Annotated in this window: 21 protein-coding genes; 2 read left to right on the forward strand and 19 right to left on the reverse strand. The window is 36.8% G+C overall.

Features of this window, described 5'->3' with window-relative positions; genetic code table 11:
* Positions 1-20: 20 nt before the first annotated feature.
* The 11 genes from QUF93_RS24235 to QUF93_RS24285 all read right to left on the reverse strand — a co-directional run bounded on the left by QUF93_RS24235 (position 21) and on the right by QUF93_RS24285 (position 12,433).
* On the reverse strand, positions 21-1,427 hold the full coding sequence (locus QUF93_RS24235) for a replication initiation and membrane attachment family protein (protein ID WP_289360444.1): 1,407 nt from the start codon (positions 1,425-1,427) through the stop codon (positions 21-23).
* Between the two features lie 293 nt (positions 1,428-1,720).
* Positions 1,721-2,182, reverse strand: coding sequence for a transcriptional regulator NrdR (nrdR, locus tag QUF93_RS24240; RefSeq protein WP_001203686.1), 462 nt, complete (start codon positions 2,180-2,182; stop codon positions 1,721-1,723).
* Positions 2,183-2,378: 196 nt separating this feature from the next.
* Positions 2,379-2,762, reverse strand: coding sequence for an adenosylmethionine decarboxylase (gene speD / locus QUF93_RS24245; protein WP_002003660.1), 384 nt, complete (start codon positions 2,760-2,762; stop codon positions 2,379-2,381).
* A 386-nt stretch (positions 2,763-3,148) separates the two neighbouring features.
* Positions 3,149-4,177 carry a glyceraldehyde-3-phosphate dehydrogenase gene (locus QUF93_RS24250; protein ID WP_002112190.1) on the reverse strand — a complete coding sequence of 343 codons (1,029 nt, stop codon included), beginning with the start codon at positions 4,175-4,177 and terminating at the stop codon, positions 3,149-3,151.
* A gap of 109 nt (positions 4,178-4,286) precedes the next feature.
* Entirely contained in the window at positions 4,287-4,889 is a 603-nt protein-coding gene (gene coaE / locus QUF93_RS24255) for a dephospho-CoA kinase (protein ID WP_289360445.1), read from the reverse strand.
* Between the two features lie 51 nt (positions 4,890-4,940).
* Complete coding sequence (ytaF, locus tag QUF93_RS24260; RefSeq protein ID WP_000281731.1) at positions 4,941-5,573, reverse strand: sporulation membrane protein YtaF; 633 nt, start codon at positions 5,571-5,573, stop codon at positions 4,941-4,943.
* Positions 5,574-5,645: 72 nt separating this feature from the next.
* Positions 5,646-6,476 carry a DNA-formamidopyrimidine glycosylase gene (mutM, locus tag QUF93_RS24265; protein ID WP_002122964.1) on the reverse strand — a complete coding sequence of 277 codons (831 nt, stop codon included), beginning with the start codon at positions 6,474-6,476 and terminating at the stop codon, positions 5,646-5,648.
* Between the two features lie 12 nt (positions 6,477-6,488).
* Entirely contained in the window at positions 6,489-9,122 is a 2,634-nt protein-coding gene (gene polA / locus QUF93_RS24270) for a DNA polymerase I (RefSeq protein WP_289360446.1), read from the reverse strand.
* Between the two features lie 284 nt (positions 9,123-9,406).
* The gene (gene phoR, locus QUF93_RS24275) at positions 9,407-11,170 is read right to left on the reverse strand and encodes a sensory box histidine kinase PhoR (RefSeq protein WP_289360447.1); all 1,764 of its coding nucleotides are present in this window, start codon (positions 11,168-11,170) and stop codon (positions 9,407-9,409) included.
* A complete protein-coding gene (phoP, locus tag QUF93_RS24280) occupies positions 11,163-11,882 on the reverse strand; it encodes a two-component system response regulator PhoP (RefSeq protein ID WP_289360448.1) in 720 nt (239 codons plus the stop codon). Before phoP ends, phoR begins: the two co-directional genes overlap by 8 nt.
* A 371-nt stretch (positions 11,883-12,253) precedes the next feature.
* Positions 12,254-12,433, reverse strand: a complete 180-nt coding sequence (locus tag QUF93_RS24285) for a hypothetical protein (RefSeq protein WP_289361031.1) — start codon at positions 12,431-12,433, stop codon at positions 12,254-12,256.
* Between the two features lie 101 nt (positions 12,434-12,534).
* Between QUF93_RS24285 and QUF93_RS24290 the strand changes: the two genes are divergently transcribed.
* Complete coding sequence (locus QUF93_RS24290) at positions 12,535-12,666, forward strand: hypothetical protein (protein WP_002122970.1); 132 nt, start codon at positions 12,535-12,537, stop codon at positions 12,664-12,666.
* Between the two features lie 55 nt (positions 12,667-12,721).
* On the opposite strand, the gene QUF93_RS24295 is transcribed toward QUF93_RS24290, so the two are convergent.
* The 5 genes from QUF93_RS24295 to QUF93_RS24315 form a co-directional block, all read right to left on the reverse strand.
* A complete protein-coding gene (locus QUF93_RS24295) occupies positions 12,722-13,195 on the reverse strand; it encodes a MaoC family dehydratase (RefSeq protein WP_000914178.1) in 474 nt (157 codons plus the stop codon).
* A gap of 216 nt (positions 13,196-13,411) precedes the next feature.
* Positions 13,412-14,350 carry a malate dehydrogenase gene (gene mdh, locus QUF93_RS24300; protein ID WP_000153234.1) on the reverse strand — a complete coding sequence of 313 codons (939 nt, stop codon included), beginning with the start codon at positions 14,348-14,350 and terminating at the stop codon, positions 13,412-13,414.
* 19 nt (positions 14,351-14,369) lie between these two features.
* On the reverse strand, positions 14,370-15,662 hold the full coding sequence (icd, locus tag QUF93_RS24305) for an NADP-dependent isocitrate dehydrogenase (protein ID WP_002122975.1): 1,293 nt from the start codon (positions 15,660-15,662) through the stop codon (positions 14,370-14,372).
* Between the two features lie 159 nt (positions 15,663-15,821).
* Entirely contained in the window at positions 15,822-16,970 is a 1,149-nt protein-coding gene (gene citZ, locus QUF93_RS24310; RefSeq protein ID WP_002122976.1) for a citrate synthase, read from the reverse strand.
* A 387-nt stretch (positions 16,971-17,357) separates the two neighbouring features.
* Positions 17,358-17,819 (reverse strand): DUF441 domain-containing protein, encoded by a 462-nt coding sequence (locus QUF93_RS24315; RefSeq protein WP_002112200.1) that lies wholly within the window; start codon positions 17,817-17,819, stop codon positions 17,358-17,360.
* 430 nt (positions 17,820-18,249) lie between these two features.
* Between QUF93_RS24315 and ytvI the strand changes: the two genes are divergently transcribed.
* The gene (ytvI, locus tag QUF93_RS24320; RefSeq protein WP_002122978.1) at positions 18,250-19,368 is read left to right on the forward strand and encodes a sporulation integral membrane protein YtvI; all 1,119 of its coding nucleotides are present in this window, start codon (positions 18,250-18,252) and stop codon (positions 19,366-19,368) included.
* Positions 19,369-19,920: 552 nt separating this feature from the next.
* Here the strand turns inward: ytvI and QUF93_RS24325 are convergent.
* The 3 genes from QUF93_RS24325 to pfkA form a co-directional block, all read right to left on the reverse strand.
* Positions 19,921-20,310 carry an FxsA family protein gene (locus QUF93_RS24325; protein WP_289360452.1) on the reverse strand — a complete coding sequence of 130 codons (390 nt, stop codon included), beginning with the start codon at positions 20,308-20,310 and terminating at the stop codon, positions 19,921-19,923.
* Positions 20,311-20,508: 198 nt separating this feature from the next.
* The gene (gene pyk / locus QUF93_RS24330; RefSeq protein WP_289360454.1) at positions 20,509-22,266 is read right to left on the reverse strand and encodes a pyruvate kinase; all 1,758 of its coding nucleotides are present in this window, start codon (positions 22,264-22,266) and stop codon (positions 20,509-20,511) included.
* Positions 22,267-22,319: 53 nt separating this feature from the next.
* Entirely contained in the window at positions 22,320-23,279 is a 960-nt protein-coding gene (gene pfkA / locus QUF93_RS24335; protein WP_002034288.1) for a 6-phosphofructokinase, read from the reverse strand.
* Positions 23,280-23,353: the final 74 nt, after the last annotated feature.

Consider the following 23,353-nt stretch of genomic DNA (forward strand, 5'->3'; position numbering starts at 1 on the left):
AGAGCGTTCATTCTCTTCTATTAATCACGCTTATATTTTTTTAACACTTCTTCTAATCGCTTCCGTTCATCTTCTAACGAACTTGAATTTTTCTCCACACTCACGTCGTTTTTCACAGTTTCTTTCACTTCTTCTTTCGGCTCTTCTTTAAGCCAATCTGGTACCATTTCGCTTCGTACCGTTTTCTTCGCCGTACGACCTTTTTTCTTCGTCTCAGCCCACTCTTGATATTGACGATTCTCTTCTTTCGCTAGCGCCATCGCCTCACCTACTGTACCGACCTTTTTTCGCGCCCAATGTCCAGCAATCTTCTCGACATACGTTTTAGCAAGCTTCATATCTGAGCGTAGCATAACGTAATAAATAAGTACATTCACAACCCCTGGCGTTAACTTTTGGTTTATCATTACATCCTCAACGATTTGCAAGTCCGCTTTCGTCGCCTCTGCACCGCCTGAAATCTCTTTCAACAGTTGTTTTGGCGAGATTTCCTCTAACTGCTTCATTAGCATCTCTTCTTGCGTAGATGGTTCTTTCTCTTTCATGGTACGAGCAGCATGAGGTTGCACCCTTTCACTTAATACAGGTAATGCTTGACCATTTTCGAATTGATACCAATCGCGTGCTCCCTTCCGAAGCCTTTCGATATCAATTGTTTGTATCTCTGTCACTGCGCCAAGAACGATATTTTGCATCGATAACACATCCACACCGTACACATAAGCGAGTGTAATGACACATTCTCTCACTTGATCTGTAATCGCCTTTTTAGGAACAAGCGCTGATAGTCCTTCTACAAATAAAGAGAAATCAAAGAAATCATTCCAAACTTTCGGAGCATCCCCATTCTCGTTACTTGGCATAGTTGTCGTTTTCGGGATACGCAGTTCTTCTTGCGCATATTCAAACTGACCTGGGTTAAACGAATCAAATACATCGTTGAAGGAGCGCGTAACATTTTCATAAGAAGCAAAATCGAATTCTTCTTCTAAGAAATATTGCTTTACTTGGTTGTATTTTGTCCGACTCAAGCGATTATATAAAAAGATACTTAAAACAATATCATCAAAAAACTGCTTCGGAGATAAAGGTGGTTGCAATTCATATATAAACATTCGAATATCTTTTTCTTTCTTAATATATACATTTAAAAGACCAATCGCTTCTAACTTTACTCGTTCCCCATATATTTCAGGAAGTTGCATTTGCATAGTCACCATAAGAGAGTGATGTGTATTCTCTTTTCCAAACACACGATCTTGCTCTAACTCTCCCCATAGCGTCATGTATAAGCTAAAAGCTCTACTACCTATTAACGGCTGATACAACATCGTTAATACTTTCCGGTCGTAATTATGTAACAACCCTTTCGCACTTACTTTATAACGATCAATCGGCAATAGCTCCATCCATGACTGTTTTTCCATTCTTGCTTTTCCTTTCTCTCATCCAATCTAACCTATATTTCACTCGTTCTATCTTTATTATATAATTTATTCCGCTATTTGCGGACAGTAAGACTCCCACCTCAAAATTCGGCGAATGCGAGGAAGTTAGGTGGGAGATAAATTCCCGTAAGTGCCCGATTGGTGAAGGCTAATAATTATTGGGGATGAACCACCCAATGATTAAAGTTTCACTTTATTAGCGAAAAAGAGCTATTAGCTTCCGCTTCTAGCTCTCTTATCTCGTTTACTTACAGTATATAAAGAGATTCCTTCTACTCTCTCTCTTTTTGCAGTATATCTTTTAATTCTTCAATAAATACATTTAAATCTTTAAATTGACGATACACAGAAGCAAAACGTACGTAAGCAACATCATCAATATCACGAAGTTCTTCCATAACAATTTCACCAATCATATCACTTTTCACTTCTGATATACCTAAGTTACGAAGTTCACGCTCCACACTTTGTGTTACTTCTTCTAACTGCCTTAAAGATACAGGTCTTTTTTCACACGCTTTAATTAAACCGCGTAAAATTTTCTCTTTATTAAACTCTTCTCGTGTTCCTTCTTTTTTAACAACGATAAGAGGTGATTCTTCTACTCTTTCAAATGTCGTAAAGCGACTTAAACAACTTTCACACTCTCTTCTTCTTCGAATAGAACGCCCCTCGTCTACCGGACGCGAATCTAACACTCTTGTGCCATTATGAAAACAGGATGGACAACGCAATTCATTCACTCCTTTACAATATAATCTTTATTCTTTCGCTACTCACCTACATGTGAAAATATATATACAATATTATATAACTCATTCTTCTACAATGACCACTCTAAGTTATTACATATCGTGATCCTATTTTATATAAACTAAAAAAGAGGTGCATTATACACCTCTTTACATTTTAAATCAATTATGTTCTTTTTTAAAGAGCTTTTGTTTCTCTCTGCTTAATTTCGAAGCTACCAGTGCCTCGAGGAAGCTCGATGCTCTCACGCGTTTTCGCGTTTAAACCTTCTGCAATATATTCTGCAGCAACATTTGGATCAATACGATCCCCACAAGTATAAACATCAATACTTGCATAACCGTGCTCCGGAAAGCTATGAATTGTTAAATGTGATTCCGAGATAATTACCACTCCACTTACACCTTGTGGTGCAAATTTATGAAAAGCAACCTCACGTACTTCAGCACCAGCTCTTAGTGCTGCATCCACAAATAATTGTTCAATATACGGCATGTCATTAAGCTTGTCGAAATCGCAATCCCAAAGTTCAGCGATTACGTGACGACCCATCGTATCCATAGTATCCATTCTACAGTTCCCCCTTGTAAATTTATTCTAACTGTTCGAATTGAAAACTAATTTGCAATTTGGCTTGCTCCACTACCACGGGGGAAAGTTAGTCCAGAGAGGTCCTAACCCTTTAAGTAGCGACTACGTACCTCAGCTCTTAAGTTTACGAGTGTTAGTATACTTTGTTTATTTTCATTTTGCAACAACAGTTTTTTCGATTTTCTGTCATAATTTCCTCTTTACTTTTCCCTAAAAAAAATAAATGATTCACAAATACAGTAATCACAACGTTTTTGGTATGTCCACTATTTGAAAATATACCCATATAATTTTTTTCTTTTCAGAAAAAAATAAAAAAAGAGAGCAAATATTCACTTGCCCTCTCCCTTATTCACTTAAATATGTTGCACATTTTCTTGTTTTGCTAATTCATCAACAACTAACGTTACAAGATCTACAACACGACGAGAGTAGCCCCACTCGTTATCATACCAAGCAAGTACTTTCACTTTACGATCACCCATTACCATTGTAGATAAACCATCAATAATAGCTGAGTGTGTATTTGTATTAAAGTCGATAGACACTAAAGGCTCTTCACTGAATTCTACAATTCCTTTTAACGCACCGTTTGCAACAGTTTTGAACGCTTCATTAATATCTTCAACTGTTACATCACGTTTTACGTCTACTACTAAATCAACAAGAGACACGTTTGGTGTTGGTACACGAAGTGCCATACCATGAAGTTTTCCATTTAAATGTGGAAGAACTTTTGCAAGCGCTTTCGCAGCACCCGTCGTTGTAGGAATGATTGACTGTCCGCAAGCACGTGCTCTTCTTAAATCTTTATGTGGGTTATCAATATTTTTTTGGTCATTTGTATAAGCGTGAACAGTTGTCATTAAACCGTTTTCAATTCCAAACTGCTCATCTAACACCTTTACAACAGGTGCTAAACAGTTTGTTGTACAAGATGCATTTGAAATAACGGTATGTTTTGTAATATCTAATTGGTCTTCATTCACACCAACTACAATTGTTACATCTTCATTTTTACCAGGCGCTGTTAAAATAACTTTTTTCGCTCCAGCTTCAACGTGAAGAATTGCTTTTTCTTTTGAATTAAATTTACCAGTTGCTTCAATTACAACTTCAACACCTAGATCTGTCCAAGGCAATTCCTTTGGATCACGGTTGTTTAAAAGGCGAATCATTTTCCCATCTACTAATAAGTGATCTTCAAATGCTTCCACTGTTCCGGCAAACTTACCGTGTACTGTATCATATTTAATTAAATGTGCTAACGTTTCGGACGGATAGCTTGCATTGATTGCTACAATTTCGAATGCGCTTTCTTTTATTGCTTGACGAAACACCATTCTCCCAATACGTCCAAATCCATTAATTGCCACACGAGTCATAATATGTTATCCCCCTTGAATGCGTTATACTATTTATCTCAAATCCCAATATTAGTATAACACAAAAAGGAGGAATGTCACTAAGCATTTTCATTAATTTCACAATTTTTTAATCAATAATGTTCCACTTCTTTAAAATTACCTGTAATTGTGTTTTCGTTCCCATAATTGTGCCATCATTATTTATCACTTCATCTGCATTCTTCACTTTTTCTTCTAATGGCATTTGAGATTGAATACGCACCGTTGCTTCTTCTTCTGAAAAGTTATTTCGTTTCATTAAACGGTCTAATTGTGTATTCGGCGTAACCGCTACAACTAAAACGCGATCAACGAGACTCGTTAATTTACTTTCAAATAAAAGAGGAATATCTAACACAACCGCTTGCACACCTTCTTTTATGTACATTTCCTTTTGCATATTCATTTCCTCACGCACTGCCGGATGAACAATTTTATTTAACTGCAATCGTTTTTCTTCATTATGGAAAACGACACTTCCTAATTTCGGTCGATCCAGTTCTCCGTCTTTTTGTAACACTTCCGTTCCAAATACTTCTACAATTTTGTTATATGCTGGTTTTCCTCGTTCTACAACTTCTCGCGCAATAATATCTGCATCAATAACTGGTATACTTAGCTCGCGAAACATTTGAGACACTGTACTTTTTCCACTTGCAATGCCCCCTGTTAATCCAATTACTACTGTCATCATAATCCCCCTCATAATAAAAGGCGCGAAACTAGTGTTCCACGCCCATACTTACATTTTCCAAATTCCAATAATAATGAGTAATACCCCAGGCAGGAATGTAAATTTTTGTAACCATTTCATATTCGACAAAACCGTACCAAGCTTCATTCCAATAAATAAAAATAAAGAACTCATAACCGCGACTAATATCGCCATCATAGCAGGTGCATAACCTAATAAAGATGCACCAATTCCAGCACCAAACGAATCTACAGAAAGAGCTATACCAAGAAGTAGCGCTTCTCCTGCAGAAATGGTGCCCGATTTATCAAAATCCGCAACAGTCGGTTTCCGTAAAATTTGAATCACTAGTCCTAGTGAAGCAATCTCTAATTTCCAAACCTTCTCCTCTTGCTTCGGTTCTTCTTTTTTATCACTCCGAAAAAATTGGTATAATACCCAAATCCCTATTCCAATAAGAACAAGCCCACCGATACGCGTTGCGATAACAGGTGAAAAAATTTTCGCGATCATATGTCCAATTCCCATTGAAACGAGCATAACAGCCGCTGAACAGATTCCGATAATTATAATTGATCTTAGTGGAATTCTTACGCTCCTTAACCCGTATGTTAGCCCTACACTACAGCTATCTAAGCTTAATGTAAAAGCTAATAAAATAAGAGATAAATAAAGGTACATCGGTAAACTCCTCCCTTATACATAGCTCTGCTGTATGTATATGACAAATGCCTATCCGATGTTATCTCTTTTCTATATTCTAGGCTGACAAATTGGGCAGTAATGTGTTCCTCTTCCACCAACAACTGTTTTTTCTAAAATCGTACCGCAAGTCACACACGGTTCTCCCTTTTTTCCATATACATTTAGAAGTTCTTGGAATGAACCGATTTGCCCTTGCGAATTGATATACGTTCTAATTGTACTTCCGCCTCGCTTCACTGCTTCGCCTAGCGTTGTAACAATCGCTTCGTAAACTCTCTCAATTTCTTCTTCCGTTAAAGATGACGCTTCTCGCTCTGGATGAATATGAGAACGGAATAATACTTCATCTACATATATATTTCCAAGCCCTACTAAAAGACGCTGGTCTAATAATACGACTTTTATTTTACGATTTGTCTTTTGCAATCTCTCTTGCAAATACTTCGGTGTCAATTCAGCATCAAATGGCTCCGGTCCTAAGTCAGCAAGGGGCATTTGATTCAATTCTTCACCTTTCTTAAAGAGATGCATCGTACCAAACTTTCTCACATCTTTATAATGTAATTCAGTTCCATCTGTAAATAAGAAACGGACATGCGTATGTTTATCAATCGGCTCACCCTCTTGATGCAGTAAAAACTTACCTTCCATACGCAAATGTGAAACAATGACATAATTCGTTACATATAAAAGCAAAAACTTTCCTCTTCGCTTTATATTTTCAATTGTCTCGCCTCTTAGCATTTCTTTAAAGATTTCCGCGTCATCTGGGCGTTTTACTATTTTAGGATAGGTAACGATGACATCTTCAATCGTTTTTCCCGTCACAAGATTTTCAAGCGTCCGTCTAACATTTTCAACCTCTGGTAATTCAGGCATTTCATCACTTCCTTATTTCGCGTCGTACCAAGTTGGGCCGTAAGAATAATCAACTTTTAACGGAACTGCTAGTTCAATTGCATGCTCCATTACTTCAGGTACAAGCTTCTCTAGTTTTTCCACTTCTTCTTTTGGTGCTTCAAAGATCAATTCATCGTGTACTTGCAGAAGTAAGCGAGCTTGTAGACCTTCTTCTTCTAATCGATCCGCCATAATAATCATAGCCTTTTTAATAATATCCGCCGCACTACCTTGAATTGGTGTATTCATCGCTGTACGCTCTGCAAAGCTACGTAAATTAAAGTTACGGCTCGTAATTTCTGGAATGTAACGACGGCGATTTAATAACGTTGAAACATATCCTTTTTGCTTCGCATCTTTTACAATGTCAGCCATATATTCTTGTACTCCAGGGAAGCTTTCTAAATACCTTTCAATAAATTCCCCTGCCGCTTTTCTCGTGATTCCTAAGTTTTGTGAAAGGCCGTAATCACTAATACCGTATACAATGCCGAAGTTTACAGCTTTTGCTTGTCGTCTCATATTAGATGTCACTTCATCTTTTCCAACACCGAATACATCCATAGCTGTTTTCGTATGAATATCCATGTCATGTTGGAACGCTTCAACTAAACCTTTATCTTTTGCAATATGAGCAAGCACACGAAGTTCAATTTGTGAATAATCGGCTGCGTACATAATCCATCCCTCTTCTGAAGGAATAAACGCCTGACGAATCTTCCTTCCCTCTTCTAAGCGAATCGGGATATTTTGCAAGTTTGGTTCCGTTGAACTTAGTCGTCCCGTTTGCGTTAACACTTGGTTAAATCGAGTGTGAATTTTAGATGAATCGTCATGTACAACTTTTAATAACCCTTCAATATATGTAGAGTTTAGTTTCCCTAATTGACGGTAGTGTAAAATCTTCGGAATGATTGCATGATGATCCATAAGCTTGTCTAGTACATCAGCAGACGTAGAATAACCTGTTTTCGTCTTTTTAATAACAGGTAAATTTAAGTTTTCAAACAGAATAACCCCAAGCTGCTTCGGTGAATTAATATTAAATTCCGTTCCTGCAAGCTCATAAATTTCTTGTTCCATTTCTTTTAATCTACCCGCAAGCTCTTCTCCCATATTACGAAGACGCTCCGTATCAACTTTAACACCTTTCACTTCCATGTCAGCTAATACACGAGCAAGAGGTAATTCTAACTCTGTAAATAGTTCATATTGCTCATTCTTTTCTAATTCTTCCTCGAATGTTTGCTTCACATCATATAATACATGCACTTTACGGGCTACATGCTCAGCTACTACCTCTTGCTCCGGAACAGCACGCTTCGCACCTTTTCCGTAAACTTCTTCGTCAGATTTTACCGCATGTGTTTCTTTCATTTTCGCAACGGCACGGAAATCTTTATCGGTATCCGCTGGATCAAGTAAATAAGCGGCAATTAATAAATCAAAATCAATTCCTTGAATATCTACACCATTCCACTTGAGAGCAACGATAGCACGCTTCGCATCAAATGTATGCTTTCTCATTTCTCCATTTGCAAGCCATGTTTTGAATGCATCTGATTTAAGAGCTGTTTCTGCCGAAATGAAGTAACAACCATTTTCATTTTGAATACCAAAACCTTGAATATCCGCTTTATGATAGTTATCTTCTTGTACTTCAACAATAAGCGCACTATCTTGCTGAAGCATTTCTTCTGTAACTTCTTCCACAATATCAAATGTAATATCATCTAATTCCGCTGGAGCTGTTTCCTCTGGCGTAACACCTAACTTATTTAAAAGAGATGTAAATCCTAAATTCTCAAACATCGGAATAACATCACTTGCTTCATATCCTTTATATTCCATATCATCTACATGCACAGTAATTGGTGCATCTGTAATAATAGTCGCAAGTTCTTTACTCATAAGAGCTTGTTCTTTATTTGCTTCTAGCTTTTCTTTTAATTTCTTCCCACTTACTTGATCTAAATTTTCATATACTGCTTCTACCGTTTCAAATTGCGTTAATAATTTAATGGCAGTCTTTTCACCAACACCTGGTACACCTGGAATGTTATCTGACTGATCTCCCATTAAACCTTTCATATCGATAATTTGTTTTGGTGATAAGCTGTATTTCTCAAATAAAGCTTCTGTCGTATATTCATCTACTTCCGTAATCCCTTTGCGAGGAATACATACGAGTGTATTATCTGAAACAAGTTGAAGTAAATCTTTATCTCCTGAAATAACTTTAACATGAAGCCCTTGCTCACTCGCCTCTTTCGCTAACGTCCCCATAATGTCATCCGCTTCATAATTTTCTAGCTCATAACGCGGAACATTAAATGCATCAAGTACCTCACGAATAAACGGGAATTGCTCTGATAACTCAGGTGGAGTCTTTTGACGCCCTCCCTTATAATCACTATATGTTTTATGACGGAATGTTGTTTTACCCGCATCAAACGCTACAAGCATGTGCGTCGGTTTTTCTTCCTCTAATATTCTCATTAACATCATCGTAAAACCGTAAATTGCGTTCGTATGTATACCTTTGTCGTTATTTAAAAGCGGTAGTGCAAAGAAAGCACGATACGCGATATTATTACCATCTACTAATACGACTTTTTTTTCCAAACTATAAACCTCCCCATACAAATTTGAAACGATTTTTCCATAGAAAAAAACCGTTCCTTTCCTCTCTCTATATTAACATGACTAATAGAGAGAAGAAAAATAACGGTTTTTTTCTATTATATATAAACAGACTTTTATTGGCATAAAAGGGAAGTGACGAGAATAGCATAACTATTCTCGTCCAAAATTACTCCTTGGATGAAGGGGTTTTCATATATTATATTAACAGAGCTTTATTAATATTTAATTAAGCCATTGTTAATATATTGTAAATATCCTTCATCCTATTTTTCAGTTGCTGATTTTGGTAAAACAACCGTAAATGTTGTCCCTTGCCCAACTTCACTATCGACTGTAATCGTACCGTGATGAGCTTCAACTAAATGTTTCACAATTGATAAACCAAGACCTGTTCCACCTGTATTTCTACTTCTCGCTTTATCAACTCGATAAAAACGTTCAAAAATACGAGGAATTTCTTCTTTACTAATGCCAATTCCAGTATCCGACACTTTTATATACGCATTATATTTATCCTCTAATAATTCAACAGAAACAACGCCTCCAGCCGGCGTATATACGATTGCATTATTAATTAAATTAATAAAGATTTGTTTTAAGCGGCTCGGATCTCCAATAACGGAAACTCGTTTCAATACATTCACTTGTAAAGAAATTTCTTTTTCTCCCGCTTTATTATCAAGCACCATGTGAATGTCTTCAAGAATCCCCTTCATATCAACCGTACCCATATTTAATCTAAACCCTTGCTGCTCGATTTTTGACAAATCTAATAAATCTTCAATTAATCCTTGCATACGCTCACTTTCTTTTAAAATGATATGCAAGAAATGTTCGCAGAATTTTTTATTATCCATCGCTCCGTCCAAGAGTGTTTCTGAAAAACCTTTAATAGAAGTAATCGGTGTCTTCAATTCATGAGAAACATTCGCTAAAAAGTCTTTTCTCATTTGTTCTAATCTCTTCAGCTCAGTAATGTCATGGAATACGAGAACAATCCCTTTCCACTCATGGTTTGTCCCAATAATTGGCGCTCCGTATACTTCGAAATGCTTTCGCTCAATACCAAGCAGCAATAACATTTGTTTACGCACTTTCACTTCTGTCATAAAGATTTCTTCCACAAGCTCAATAATTTCCGTATGATGAAACGACTCATAGTATAAACGGTCTAAATATTCTTCGTCTGTTACGTGGAAAGTCTCCTTATAAGAACGGTTTACAAGGTTTATATAACCACGGCTATCAATTAGAATCATTCCGCTTCCCATATTTTCAATTAATGTGTGCAGGCGGTCTTGTTGCATTTCTTGTTCGAGTGTCATCTCTTGTAAATTACGCGCTAAAATATTAATTGCTTTACTCAGCATTCCTGTTTCATCCGAATGACTTTCGTATGCACGCGCTTTATAATTACCCTTCGCTAATTCGATTGCAACTTTCGTAACTGATTCAATTGGCCTAATGTATTGCCCTGTAATTTTGACACCTAAGAATACAACTACGAGACAAGCAATGACAAATCCGATAATTAATAATCCCCACGTTTTTTGGTGAACGTCCCTCAAAGTATCAATTGTACTTTTCACCAAGATGTACCCTTGTTTCCCTTCTACATCTTGGACGAACACAGCATGATAAAATTCATTCTTTTGATCTGTTTCTTTCGTAATGACTTTATTTTTTTGTTTTCCTGCTTCAGAAGAAAGTTCTTTAATCATCTCTTGACTAAATGTAGATTGTTTCCCTCCGCTATATTGAACTTTCTTTTTTTCATCCACAAATATAATAGAAGCTGGTATTTGTTCTTCTAACTTTTCAAAGACATACGGCTTTTTTAAAACAGAATCAAACCCTTGCTCCTCTGCTAATACAGCAACATACCTTGTCTCTTTTACCATTCTCTCTTTAGCATGATCTATATAGTAATTTTCAAATACGGTTTCTAATAATACACCTAGTCCAACTAAAATAAAAACGATAAGAGAAACAAATGTAAAAAGAAGCCTGGAGCGAAATTTATTCATCCCCTTTTGGCTCCTCTAATTTATAACCTAAACCACGTATCGTTTTAATGTACGTCGGTTTTTTCGTATTTTGTTCAATTTTATCGCGCAAATGGCTAATATGGACATCAACAATTCTTGTATCACCAGCAAAATCATAATTCCATACAGCACTTAATAATTGATCACGAGTTAATACACGACTTTTATTTTTCGCAAGATAAACAAGTAACTCAAATTCTTTCGGTGTTAACTCCAGTTTCCTTCCTTGGAAGTACGCTTCATAAAACTCCGGTAAAATTTTAAGCTCTGCAATTATGATGCTATCTTCATCTGGTGCTTCCAAAACTTGTTCTTCTTGCTGTAATTTCGTGCGGCGCAAAATCGCTTTCACACGAGCAACAACTTCCCTTGGGCTAAACGGCTTCGTCATATAATCATCAGCCCCAAGCTCAAGACCTAGCACCTTATCAAATTCATCATCTTTTGCTGTTAGCATTAAAATCGGCGTCATAACACGCTGCAATCGTAATTCTTTACAAACTTCCATACCATCCATTTTCGGAAGCATTAAATCTAATATAATTAAATCTGGGCGTTCTGTTGTCGCTTTTTGAAGCGCCATTTCTCCATCCATCGCTGTTATAACTTCAAACCCAGCTTGTTGTAAATTAAATTCAATTAAAGTTAAGATAAATTCCTCATCATCAACTACTAAAATACGATTGTTCATTCTTTTCCTCCAAGTTATAGACTTGAAACCTTCTTCATCCTAGTATTTTCCCCGTTATTCTAATCATACTAGAAAACAAGGTCCCCCTCAATATAATTGTCTATTCATGGAGCTCGTTTGTGTAAAATTGAGAAAATAGAAGTAATTATGGCTCACCTTCAGCTACACAGGATTTTTCCAAACTTTATAGATTGCTCTCTCTTTTTTAAAGCTCACTTCCGTATGAACTATAAAGTGAAACTTTAATCAGTGGGGGTTTTGTTCATCCCCCACTGATTATTAGTTGAACCAATCGGGCTTTTACGGGCAGTTGATTCCCCACCTAACTTCTTTGCTTTCGCTGAATTTTGAGGTGGGGATCTTACTGCCCGTTAATGTGGGATAAAATCTTGATTTTGCGCTAGGAAAAACGCAAGAGCATACGCTATTTTATAATCTGGTGTTTCATATCCATCAAATACTCTCCCGTACATTTCATTCGCGATCGAATCAGCCCACACTTCAGCTTCTCTCATCGTTTCAAAGATTATGTCTTCTCTTTTCCATTTCACCTTAAAAAATCACTCCTTCAATTGACTTCAACTATTAAATTATGCGATAGTTTATATTTTTTATTCAAATATATCGATATTAATAATATGGAGGTTCTATTATGCGACTAGTACTACCTATTCTATCTTTAGTAGTAACATGTATTCTTACTTTCAACGCCCCGAGCTGGGATACTATTAAAACAGGTTGTTCAGACTTCGCTGAAGGATTCACACAAGGATTCTTCAACTAAAATAGCGCTAGCTCCCTTATTAAAGGTATGCTAGCGCTATTCGTATTTTCATGTTTTAAAAATTATCTAATGCTTTTTCCATAATAGAAACTGATTTATAAGGCGGTGTTACTGTTAATGAGCCTTTCACAACAGTATCTCCCTTTTCATCATGAGCAGATACAAGCATATCAATTGTATGTTCCTCCTCAGAAACAGCCACAACTTCAAAGTGGATTTGTAACGTTTCATAATGGTGAACATGTTTCACGAACGTAAGGTCCTTCCTAGTAATATGACTACCTGGACCTGGTAAATATTTCGTAACCGCCGTTGTAATCATCCCTGTTAGCATAATGCTTGGTACAATCGGCTTTTCATACGGAGTTTGGGATGCGTAATCATGCTGAATATATAATGGATTGGCATCATTCGTTAGCCCTAAGTACAATAACAAATCTTTATCCTCAATTTTTTCAGTGATAGATAATTTCTCTCCTACTGTAATTTCATCCATTTTACGACCAATTTGAACTTTTTTCTTTAACATGTTACAACCCCCTCCGATTTTTTCACCATATTATCCTACTAAAAGCGATACCTTCTCCGAAATTTACTATGATGAGGGCAATATATAGTATAAGTCTATAGTTTCATTATAGGATACACCAAATGATAGCGTTTACATATTATTTCAAAAAAACAATTTAGTAAATAGTAGAAAAAGATTCGGGGCCCCGAATCTTTTTCCGCTTATATTTAATTATTAAACAAGAACTTTCATAACGTTACGTACAGATTCTACAGAGCGATCTAACGCTTCTCTCTCATCTGCAAGAAGTTCTAATTCAATAATTTTTTCAATTCCGTTACCACCTAGAATTACTGGTACCCCTAAGTAAAGGTCACTATAACCATACTCACCTTCAAGGTATGCAATAGCAGGTAATACACGGCGTTGATCTTTCAAGATTGCTTCTGTCATTTCAACTAAAGAAGCTGCTGGCGCATAATATGCACTACCGTTTCCTAATAAGCCTACAATTTCGCCGCCACCTTTACGTGTACGTTCTACGATTGCTTCTAAGCGCTCTTTTGGAATTAATGTTTCTAACGGAATGCCACCTGCATAGGAATAGCGTACAAGAGGTACCATATCGTCACCGTGTCCACCAAGAACAAATCCTGTAATGTCTTTCACAGAAAGATTTAATTCTTGTGCAATGAATGTACGGAAACGAGCTGTATCTAATACACCCGATTGACCGATAACACGCTCTTTCGGGAATCCTGCTTCTTTAAATACAGAATATGTCATTGCATCAACTGGATTTGTTAATACAACAATAATCGCATTTGGTGAATGTTTTGCAATGTCGCGCGTAATACTTTTCATAATTTTAGAGTTTGTTGCTACTAAGTCATCACGGCTCATACCAGGCTTACGAGCAATACCTGCTGTAATAACGACAACGTCAGAATCAGCAGTATCTGCGTAATCTGATGTGCCAATAATGTTAGCATCAAAACCTTGTACTGGGCTCGCTTCTAACATATCTAACGCTTTCCCTTTTGTTGGATTTTCCAGCTGTGGAATGTCCACTAATACAACATCTGCTAGTTCTTTTTGTGCTAATAAGAATGCTGTTGTTGCTCCTGTAAATCCTGCACCGATGACTGAAACTTTCTTGCGTTTGATTGTCATAATTTACCCCCTGCTTTAATTATGCGTTTTTGATTATCGCTACATCCATGTTTTTAATAAGTTCATTAGCGAACTCAGAACATTTCACTTCTGTTGCACCTTCCATTAAGCGTGCGAAATCATAAGTTACTACTTTTGATTCAATTGTTTTCTCAACTGAAGCAGTTACTAAATTCGCAGCTTCGTTCCATCCTAAGTGCTCTAATAATAATACACCAGAAAGAAGAACAGAAGATGGATTTACTTTATCTAAACCTGCATATTTTGGAGCTGTACCGTGTGTAGCTTCAAAGATAGCATGTCCAGTCACATAGTTAATGTTCGCACCAGGTGCAATACCAATTCCACCTACTTGTGCAGCAAGTGCATCAGAGATATAGTCTCCATTTAAGTTCATTGTTGCAACAACATCGAACTCACGTGGACGAGTTAAAATTTGTTGTAAGAAGATGTCTGCAATAGAATCTTTTACGATGATTTTCCCAGCAGATTCTGCTTCTGCCATCGCTTTATTCGCTGCATCTTTACCATCTTTTTCAACGATACGATCATATTCAGCCCAAGTAAATACTTTGTCTCCAAATTCTTGTTCAGCTACTTCGTAACCCCAGTTTTTGAAAGCACCTTCTGTAAATTTCATAATGTTTCCTTTATGAACTAATGTAACAGAAGAACGTTTTTCGTTAATTGCATATTGAATTGCAGCGCGAACAAGACGCTTTGTCCCTTCCTCTGAAATTGGTTTAATACCAATCCCTGATGTTTCTGGGAAACGAATTTTATTAACGCCCATTGCTTCTTTTAAGAATGCAAGAACTTTTTCCGCTTCTGGAGAACCTTGTGCATATTCAATACCAGCGTAAATGTCTTCTGTATTTTCACGGAAAATAACCATATCAGTATCTTCCGGACGTTTTACAGGTGAAGGAACACCTTCAAAGTAACGAACTGGACGTAGACATACATATAAATCTAATTCTTGACGAAGCGCAACGTTTAGAGAACGAATACCACCGCCAACTGGAGTTGTAAGTGGACCTTTAATTGCGATTAAATATTCACGAATTAAATTTAAAGTCTCTTCTGGTAACCACTCGCCTGTTTGGTTGAATGCTTTTTCCCCTGCAAGCACTTCTTTCCAAACGATTTTCTTCTCACCATCATATGCTTTCTCAACTGCTGCTTCTATTACGCGAGATGCTGCCGCCCAAATATCAGGACCAATTCCATCTCCTTCGATAAATGGAATAATCGGATTGTTTGGTACATTCATAACACCATTAGTTACAGTAATTTTTTCACCTGTCGTCAATGTGATAACCCCCATGTTTGAAATTTCATATGTATGAAACTGAGGGAGTAACCCCTCAGTTCAAACCGTTAGTCAAATTAAAATATTCTAATCATTATATCTTTCCGAAAAAATCAGACTTTTGAAAGCGTATTTTCACTATCAAAATAGTGTTTTCACTTATCGTTGTGCGATTGGAACATACACTTGATGCGTAGGTCCATTATAATCAGCACGCGGACGGATTAAACGGTTATTTTCATATTGTTCTAGAATATGAGCTAACCAGCCTGACATACGGCTAATCGCAAAGATAGGTGTAAATAAGTCATGGTCAACTCCTAAACAATGGTATACAGAAGCTGAATAGAAATCAACATTTGGTGGAAGACCTTTTTCTTTTGTTACAATGTCTTCAATTTTGATAGACATATTATACCATTTGTCTTCTCCTAAAAGCACGCATAATCTCTTAGACATTTCGCGTAAGTGTTTCGCGCGTGGATCACCATGCTCATATACGCGATGACCAAATCCCATAATTTTCACTTTATTTTGAAGAGCATTATGAATATATGATTCTACATTTTCTTCTTCGCCAATTTCAGTTAGCATCTTCATTACATTTTCATTTGCTCCGCCGTGAAGAGGACCTTTTAATGCACCGATTGCTGCTGTAATACCAGAATACACATCTGAAAGTGTAGCTACGCAAACACGTGCAGTAAATGTAGAAGCGTTTAACTCATGATCCGCATGAAGTACAAGTGCCTTATCAAAAGCCTCAATTTCAACTTCATTTGGCTCACGATCATTTAACATGTACAAGAAGTTTGCAGCTAATGATAGATCTTTTCTTGGCTCAACAACATCTAAACCTTTGCGAATTCTTGCATAAGCCGCAATTAAAGTTCCTACTTGAGCCTGTAATTTAACCGCTTTCAAATAATTAGACTTTCCATCCATTATTTCAGCGCTCTCATCGTATAATGATAGCATGGAAATCGCAGTTCGTAAAACCGACATCGGATGTGCGACTTTTAAATCTACTTGTTTCAAATACGTTAAAATCTCACCTGGTACTTTATAGTATTCAGATACAGTTTCACTAAATTCCGCTAGTTCTTTTTCGTTAGGAAGTTTGCGGTGCCATAATAAGTACACTACTTCTTCGAACGTAGCATTCTCAGCTAAATCATCAATATTATACCCAACATAAGTTAATGTATCATCAATAATAGAGCTCACAGATGATGTTGTTGCTACTACCCCTTCTAAACCTCGAATAACAGTCATGACATTCTCTCCTTTTCCTGAAAATTCTCCCAACCTTGCTCCTTATATCTATTTGCTCCCCTTATAAATTATGAACGCTCGTTCACTCTTTAGGCAAGCAAAATGCACGTTCATGCAAATTTGTTGCGATGTTCCCCTCTTATTGTCCATTACTTACATGGAAAGCATGAGCGTGAATGTCTCCCCGAATCCTCACGCTCAGAACAACAAGTTAGTGAGGAAAATGAATTCCGAAGAGTTTTATGATAAAAACAACATAAAACAATATCATTATAAAATTGTTTTATGTTGTTTTTATTTTATCTGGTGTAAAGTCTCTGCTGTTATGTAACTTTTCAAAGTTTCTAATCCTATTATAAACAATTATCTGACTTTTGTGAACAGAAAGAATTCAAAAATTTTATATTACTATAAAATTCCTTATTTAAACATTTGTATAATACTCATAACTGCATAGGCAATTCCAGCCCCAATTAATGGACCTACAGCAACTCCATTAAATAGAGCTACAGCTATAATTGTCCCAAAAACAAGTGCAGTTGTAATATGAGGATCAGTCGTTAATAATTGCACCCCACCTTTCGCCAATAAAGCAACCGCTACCCCTGAAGCTAAAGCAATCCATGCATAGTATGATTTCGCCGCTTCTCCAAGTTGTTTAAACCCTATTTCCCCCGTCGCAATTGGGACTAGCACCGCAATTGTAATAACCGTCACACCGAGGTTAATTCCTTTCGTTTGTAAATAAGGAAAGACTTTATCGCCTAAAAACGTAAACTTCAATAAAAATAACACTCCAACAGCTACAGTAAGCGATTGGTTTTTAGCAATAAGTCCTATAATAAGTAGTATGAATAAAAATAACGTTGACTGACTAATCATGATTGCACTTCCTTTCTGAAAATAATGAACTTGTTTCCAAACAAAAATACCTTTAAACCTATCGTTATACATGCTATATCGATTCATATTCATCAATTATAATAAAGAAACAATTTGATTTTCATATGCATTTCAAAATTACAAACAAGACTTTAACCAGAAAAAATAAAGCATGCATATACATTTAAAAGCGGATGTCTCTCCTTTCTTTTATAATAAGAAACAGGTAAAATAAAAAGGAGAGAAAATGAATTTTTTACCATATAGTAGAAGCATCACCAACAAGCTTCTGTAGTCATGAATCCGCTGCAAAAGCAGGATAAATCCATCATTCCACTATAACATAAAGTTAAACTTTGATCAGTGAATCTCACTAGTTATAAGTTGAACGAATTAGGATAATCCAAATTGGAATGGGAGGTATACATCTTTGAATCGAAACTTACTATATATGATATTACGACTCATATTCGTCATTGTAGCAACGGTAGCTGGGTTCTATGCCTTACTTTACATGTCAGGCCTTATTTACCCTTTTATTATTGCTTTTGCATTCGCTTATTTGATTAATCCTGTCGTCAATTTCCTTAATCAAAAACTACAATTTCCTCGTGCGTTATCGGTACTCGTTAGCTTAATTCTCGTATTCGGGGCTATCGTCGGACTTGTTACATACCTTGTAACTGAAGCAATCTCTGCCACAACATACTTACTACAAATTGTTACAGTGAAGTTTCCAGATATCGTTGCATTCGCCCAAAATTTTGCACTTAATCATATTATGCCTCTCTATGATGATTTAATTTCTAAATTTAATCATCTCGGAGAACCACAGCGATATACTATTACACAAAACATTCAAAACTTAGGTACCGAAGCAACGACACAAATGAAAGAACTTTTAACCGCCATCATAAGCGGATTAACAAATTTCATTAGTGCATTACCAACAACTTTAACGGTCCTTGTATTTGTCTTATTAGCCACTTTCTTCATTAGTTACGATTGGCATCGTCTTGCTCATAAAGTAAGAAAACTTCTACCTAATCGTGTACATGGATACGGAAAAACTATTTTTGTCGATTTAAGAAAAGCTTTGTTTGGTTTTGTTAAAGCACAACTTACACTCGTATCTATGACAACTATCATTGTACTAATCGGCCTTTTAATATTACGCGTGCCATACGCAATTACTATCGCAATTATTACAGGGGTTGTAGATTTACTCCCGTATTTAGGAACTGGAGCCGTCTTCGTTCCTTGGGTTATATACGTATTTTTCACAGGCGATACTGCATTCGCCATCGGTCTTCTCATCCTATACATCGTCGTGATTGTCCAAAGACAAATCATGGAGCCAAAAGTACTTTCATCTAATATTGGACTCGATCCATTAGCGACACTCATCGCTCTATTTGTCGGCTTTAAGCTCTTTGGTTTTTTAGGATTAATCATCGGTCCAGTCATATTAGTACTACTTAATACATTACACAAAGCTCATGTATTCCACGACTTATGGAAATTCATTAAAGGCTCACCATCAAAATAATATTTTCTAATTCACATACAACAAAAAACTTAACTATAATCAGTGGGAAATTCCCACTGATTATTCATTGTACTTATTTTTATATTAATTACATTTTAAACGAGAGGATTTCCTAAAAAAGGATAATTCTCTTGTTTTTTGCATAGAAAACGCATATTTCGTGGTATTTTTACATTTTTATTCTATTTACTTCATAATTATTACTTACATTTATTACTTTTTATGTAAATGAATAAATATACAAAATAACATACGAGAAGACTTTTCACCAACAATTTTTCCACTCTTATACCATTTCTTGATGCTACTTAATCTTATATATAAGGTTAAGAATTATATATATCGAATCGAAAATACATAGGGAACACAATAAAGCAGGGTGTTCATCCCCACTGATTATTAGCCCCACCTAACTTCCTCGCATTCGCCGAATCTCGAAGCAGGAGTCTTACTGTCCGGCAAATGGCCGGATAAAACAACACTTTAATCCCTGGCACCAATTAGGCTTTTTCAGGATAAAAAAATAGTGCTTAGATTGCTATAATCTAAGCACTATTTCTGCACAATAATAGTAGAGTTCTTTCTAAACTTCCATTCCATCCACTTCATAACAAACGGCTTCAACAATGCCCTCGTCACAGGAATAACAAAGATAAAACCCATTATATCCGTTACATATCCAGGTAGTACTAAAAGAATACCTCCTGCAAAGATAAAAATACCATCTAGCACTGCCTCTCCTGGCATTTCTCCTCTATTCAACTTAGATTGAATCTCTCCAAGCACTTTAAACCCTTGCCTTTTCGCCAAATAGACACCTACAACACCCGTAAATACAATCATAGCGAACGTAGACCATAAACCTATCACATGACTTGATCCAATTAAGACTGTAATCTCAATCGCCGGTATTAAAATAAACAAGAATAGTAACCACTTCACAGTTCTACACTCCTCTCACACATCATCACTTTAAACGCCCTCACAACGCCCGTATACACCATGTAAAAACCTAATACATTTTCCGGTATCAAACTCATAGTAAACAGCTTTTAAAAGCAATTTCAGGCGTTTCAAGCTATTTCTAGCTTATTTTGTGTAAAAAAAAGAGAAGGACTCCGATCCTTCTCTCCGTATTACTTATAGCACTTCCGCATGTCCATTATAAACAATTCCGCGTGCTGCATCAACTGTTACTTCTTGGCCACTTTTTAAAGTTGTTGTTACGCCGTTTACACCAACGATAACAGGAATACCGATTGATACACCTACAACAGCTGCATGGCTTGTTAAGCCACCTTCTTCTACAACTAGAGCAGCAGCTTTTTCAATTGCAGGAATCATATCTTTATCAGTGCTTGTTGTAACAAGGATATCACCTTTGTTTACGTTCGCTACAGCTTCAGCAGCTGTTTTTGCTACAACTACTTTACCTTTTGCAGCTTTACGACCGATCCCTTGTCCTTTAGCAACTTCTTCACCAACAACGTGGATTTTCATTAAGTTTGTTGTACCAGTTTCAGCAACTGGAACACCAGCAGTGATTACTACAGTATCTCCAAGTCCAATTAGACCCGCATCCATACCTGTTTGAATTGCTGTATCTAACATTTCGTCAGTAGAAGCTGCACGTTTCCCAGCCATAAACGCTTGTACACCCCAAACAAGTGCAAGACGACGTCCTACTTGCTCGTCAGATGTTACAGCTACGATTGGAGATTTCGGACGGTATTTAGAGATCATTTTCGCAGTATGTCCACTTTCTGTTGGAGCTACAATTGCAGCTACATCAAGAGCAAGTGCTGTATGCGCAACAGATTGGCTAATTGCATCTGTAATTGTTGGAGTGAACTCTTTAATACGTTTTTTGAACATATCTTCATATTGTAATGATTTTTCAACACGCACTGCAATGTTAGCCATCATTGTTACAGCTTCTACAGGGTATTGACCCGCAGCAGTTTCACCTGAAAGCATGATTGCATCTGTTCCATCAAAGATTGCGTTCGCTACGTCACTTGCTTCCGCACGAGTTGGGCGTGGGTTACGTTGCATAGAATCTAGCATTTGTGTCGCAGTAATAACCGGTTTACCTAATACGTTACATTTTTTAATTAGACGTTTTTGCACTAAAGGTACTTCTTCTGGTGGGATTTCCACACCCATATCACCACGAGCTACCATTAAACCGTCAGAAACTTCTAAGATTGAATCGATATTGTCGATACCTTCTTGGTTTTCGATTTTTGGTACGATTTGGATGTATTGAGCGTTATGCCCTTCTAATAATTCACGAATTTCTAATACGTCAGATGCTTTACGTACGAAAGATGCTGCAATGAAATCAACTTTTTGCTCGATACCGAAAACGATATCTTTTACGTCTTTTTCAGTGATACCAGGAAGCTTAATGCTTACGTTCGGTACGTTAACACCTTTTTTGTTTTTTACAGTTCCGCTGTTTAATACTTTTGTACGGATGTTTCCGTCAGCTTTTTCGATTACTTCTAGTTCGATAAGACCGTCATCGATTAGAATACGAGAACCTGGGTCTACATCGTCATAAAGACCAGCGTAAGATACAGAGAACTTCTCTGCAGTACCTAATACTTGCTCAGTAGAAAGAACTACTTCAGCACCTGTTACAAGCTCAGCTTGTCCGTCTACGAAGTCGTGAGTACGGATTTCTGGACCTTTTGTATCAAGTAAAATACCAACTGTTTTACCAGTTTTCTTTGAAGCTTCACGAATGTTTTTAATACGAGCTCCGTGCTCTTCATGGCTACCATGAGAGAAGTTTAAACGAGCAACGTTCATACCTGCTTCGATTAATTGCTCTAATTTCTCAATACTTTCACTAGCAGGACCTATAGTACATACAATTTTAGTTTTACGCATATCGCACCTCCGAAAATTATGAAACCGTTCCCAAATATCTGACATTAAGCCGATTAGATGGATAATTCTTTAGATAATTGATACATATCTTTATCGATTGTATGCTTTTGAGCTAACGCTTCGATAATGTCATGATCAACAAGTTTATTATTTTGAATACCAACACAACGTCCGCCATTACCAGCAATTAACAATTCAACAGCTCTTGCGCCAAGACGACTAGCTAATACACGGTCTTGTGCACTTGGTGATCCACCACGTTGTACGTGACCTAACACAGTTACACGAGTATCAAAGCTTGTTGCTTCTTCAATGTGCTTACCGATGTCAATTGCACTTCCAACACCTTCAGCTACAACGATAATACTGTGCTTTTTGCCACGTTCACTACCGCGTTTTAGACGAGCGATAACATCTTCCATGTCATACTTCTCTTCTGGAATTAAGATAGTTTCTGCACCATCAGCTAAACCAGCCCATAATGCGATATCTCCAGCGTGGCGTCCCATTACTTCAATAACATATGTACGTTCATGAGATGTAGCTGTATCACGAATTTTATCAATTGCATCAATAACAGTATTTAAAGCTGTATCGAAACCAATTGTGAAGTCTGTTCCAGGAATATCATTGTCGATTGTACCTGGTACACCTACACATGGGAATCCTTGCTCAGTTAATTTTTTCGCACCTTGGTAAGAACCATCTCCACCAATAACAACAAGTCCTTCGATACCATGTTTCTTTAATTGCTCGATTCCTTTTAGTCGTACTTCTGGGTCTTTAAACTCAGGACATCTTGCTGTATATAATTTTGTACCACCACGGTGGATAATATCGCCAACAGAACCAAGTTCTAATTTTTCAATGTGACCAGAAATTAATCCAGCGTATCCATGGTAAATACCATATACTTCAATATCATGGAAAATCGCTTTACGAACAACTGCACGAATGGCAGCATTCATACCAGGTGAATCTCCACCACTTGTTAATACACCAATACGTTTCATTTGTACTCACCTCATAAAGATTATTTGCCTTATAATAAAATAACACGAAAAAATATAAAAACACAATGGAGAAG

It is taken from the genome of Bacillus hominis (genome assembly GCF_030348325.1).
Taxonomy (GTDB): Bacteria; Bacillota; Bacilli; order Bacillales; family Bacillaceae_G; genus Bacillus_A; species Bacillus_A hominis.

Coding starts and splice junctions, on each gene's coding strand:
- mutM (WP_002122964.1), bottom strand. CDS start 6,476: ATGCCTGAATTACCAGAGGTTGAAAATGTTAGACGGACGCTTGAAAAT.
- pyk (WP_289360454.1), bottom strand. CDS start 22,266: ATGCGTAAAACTAAAATTGTATGTACTATAGGTCCTGCTAGTGAAAGT.
- QUF93_RS24250 (WP_002112190.1), bottom strand. CDS start 4,177: ATGACTCGTGTGGCAATTAATGGATTTGGACGTATTGGGAGAATGGTG.
- coaE (WP_289360445.1), bottom strand. CDS start 4,889: ATGACAGTAGTAATTGGATTAACAGGGGGCATTGCAAGTGGAAAAAGT.
- phoP (WP_289360448.1), bottom strand. CDS start 11,882: ATGAACAATCGTATTTTAGTAGTTGATGATGAGGAATTTATCTTAACT.
- QUF93_RS24235 (WP_289360444.1), bottom strand. CDS start 1,427: ATGGAAAAACAGTCATGGATGGAGCTATTGCCGATTGATCGTTATAAA.
- speD (WP_002003660.1), bottom strand. CDS start 2,762: ATGGATACGATGGGTCGTCACGTAATCGCTGAACTTTGGGATTGCGAT.
- QUF93_RS24290 (WP_002122970.1), top strand. CDS start 12,535: ATGCGACTAGTACTACCTATTCTATCTTTAGTAGTAACATGTATTCTT.
- ytaF (WP_000281731.1), bottom strand. CDS start 5,573: ATGTACCTTTATTTATCTCTTATTTTATTAGCTTTTACATTAAGCTTA.
- QUF93_RS24295 (WP_000914178.1), bottom strand. CDS start 13,195: ATGTTAAAGAAAAAAGTTCAAATTGGTCGTAAAATGGATGAAATTACA.
- QUF93_RS24315 (WP_002112200.1), bottom strand. CDS start 17,819: ATGATTAGTCAGTCAACGTTATTTTTATTCATACTACTTATTATAGGA.
- pfkA (WP_002034288.1), bottom strand. CDS start 23,279: ATGAAACGTATTGGTGTATTAACAAGTGGTGGAGATTCACCTGGTATG.
- phoR (WP_289360447.1), bottom strand. CDS start 11,170: ATGAATAAATTTCGCTCCAGGCTTCTTTTTACATTTGTTTCTCTTATC.
- mdh (WP_000153234.1), bottom strand. CDS start 14,350: ATGACAATCAAACGCAAGAAAGTTTCAGTCATCGGTGCAGGATTTACA.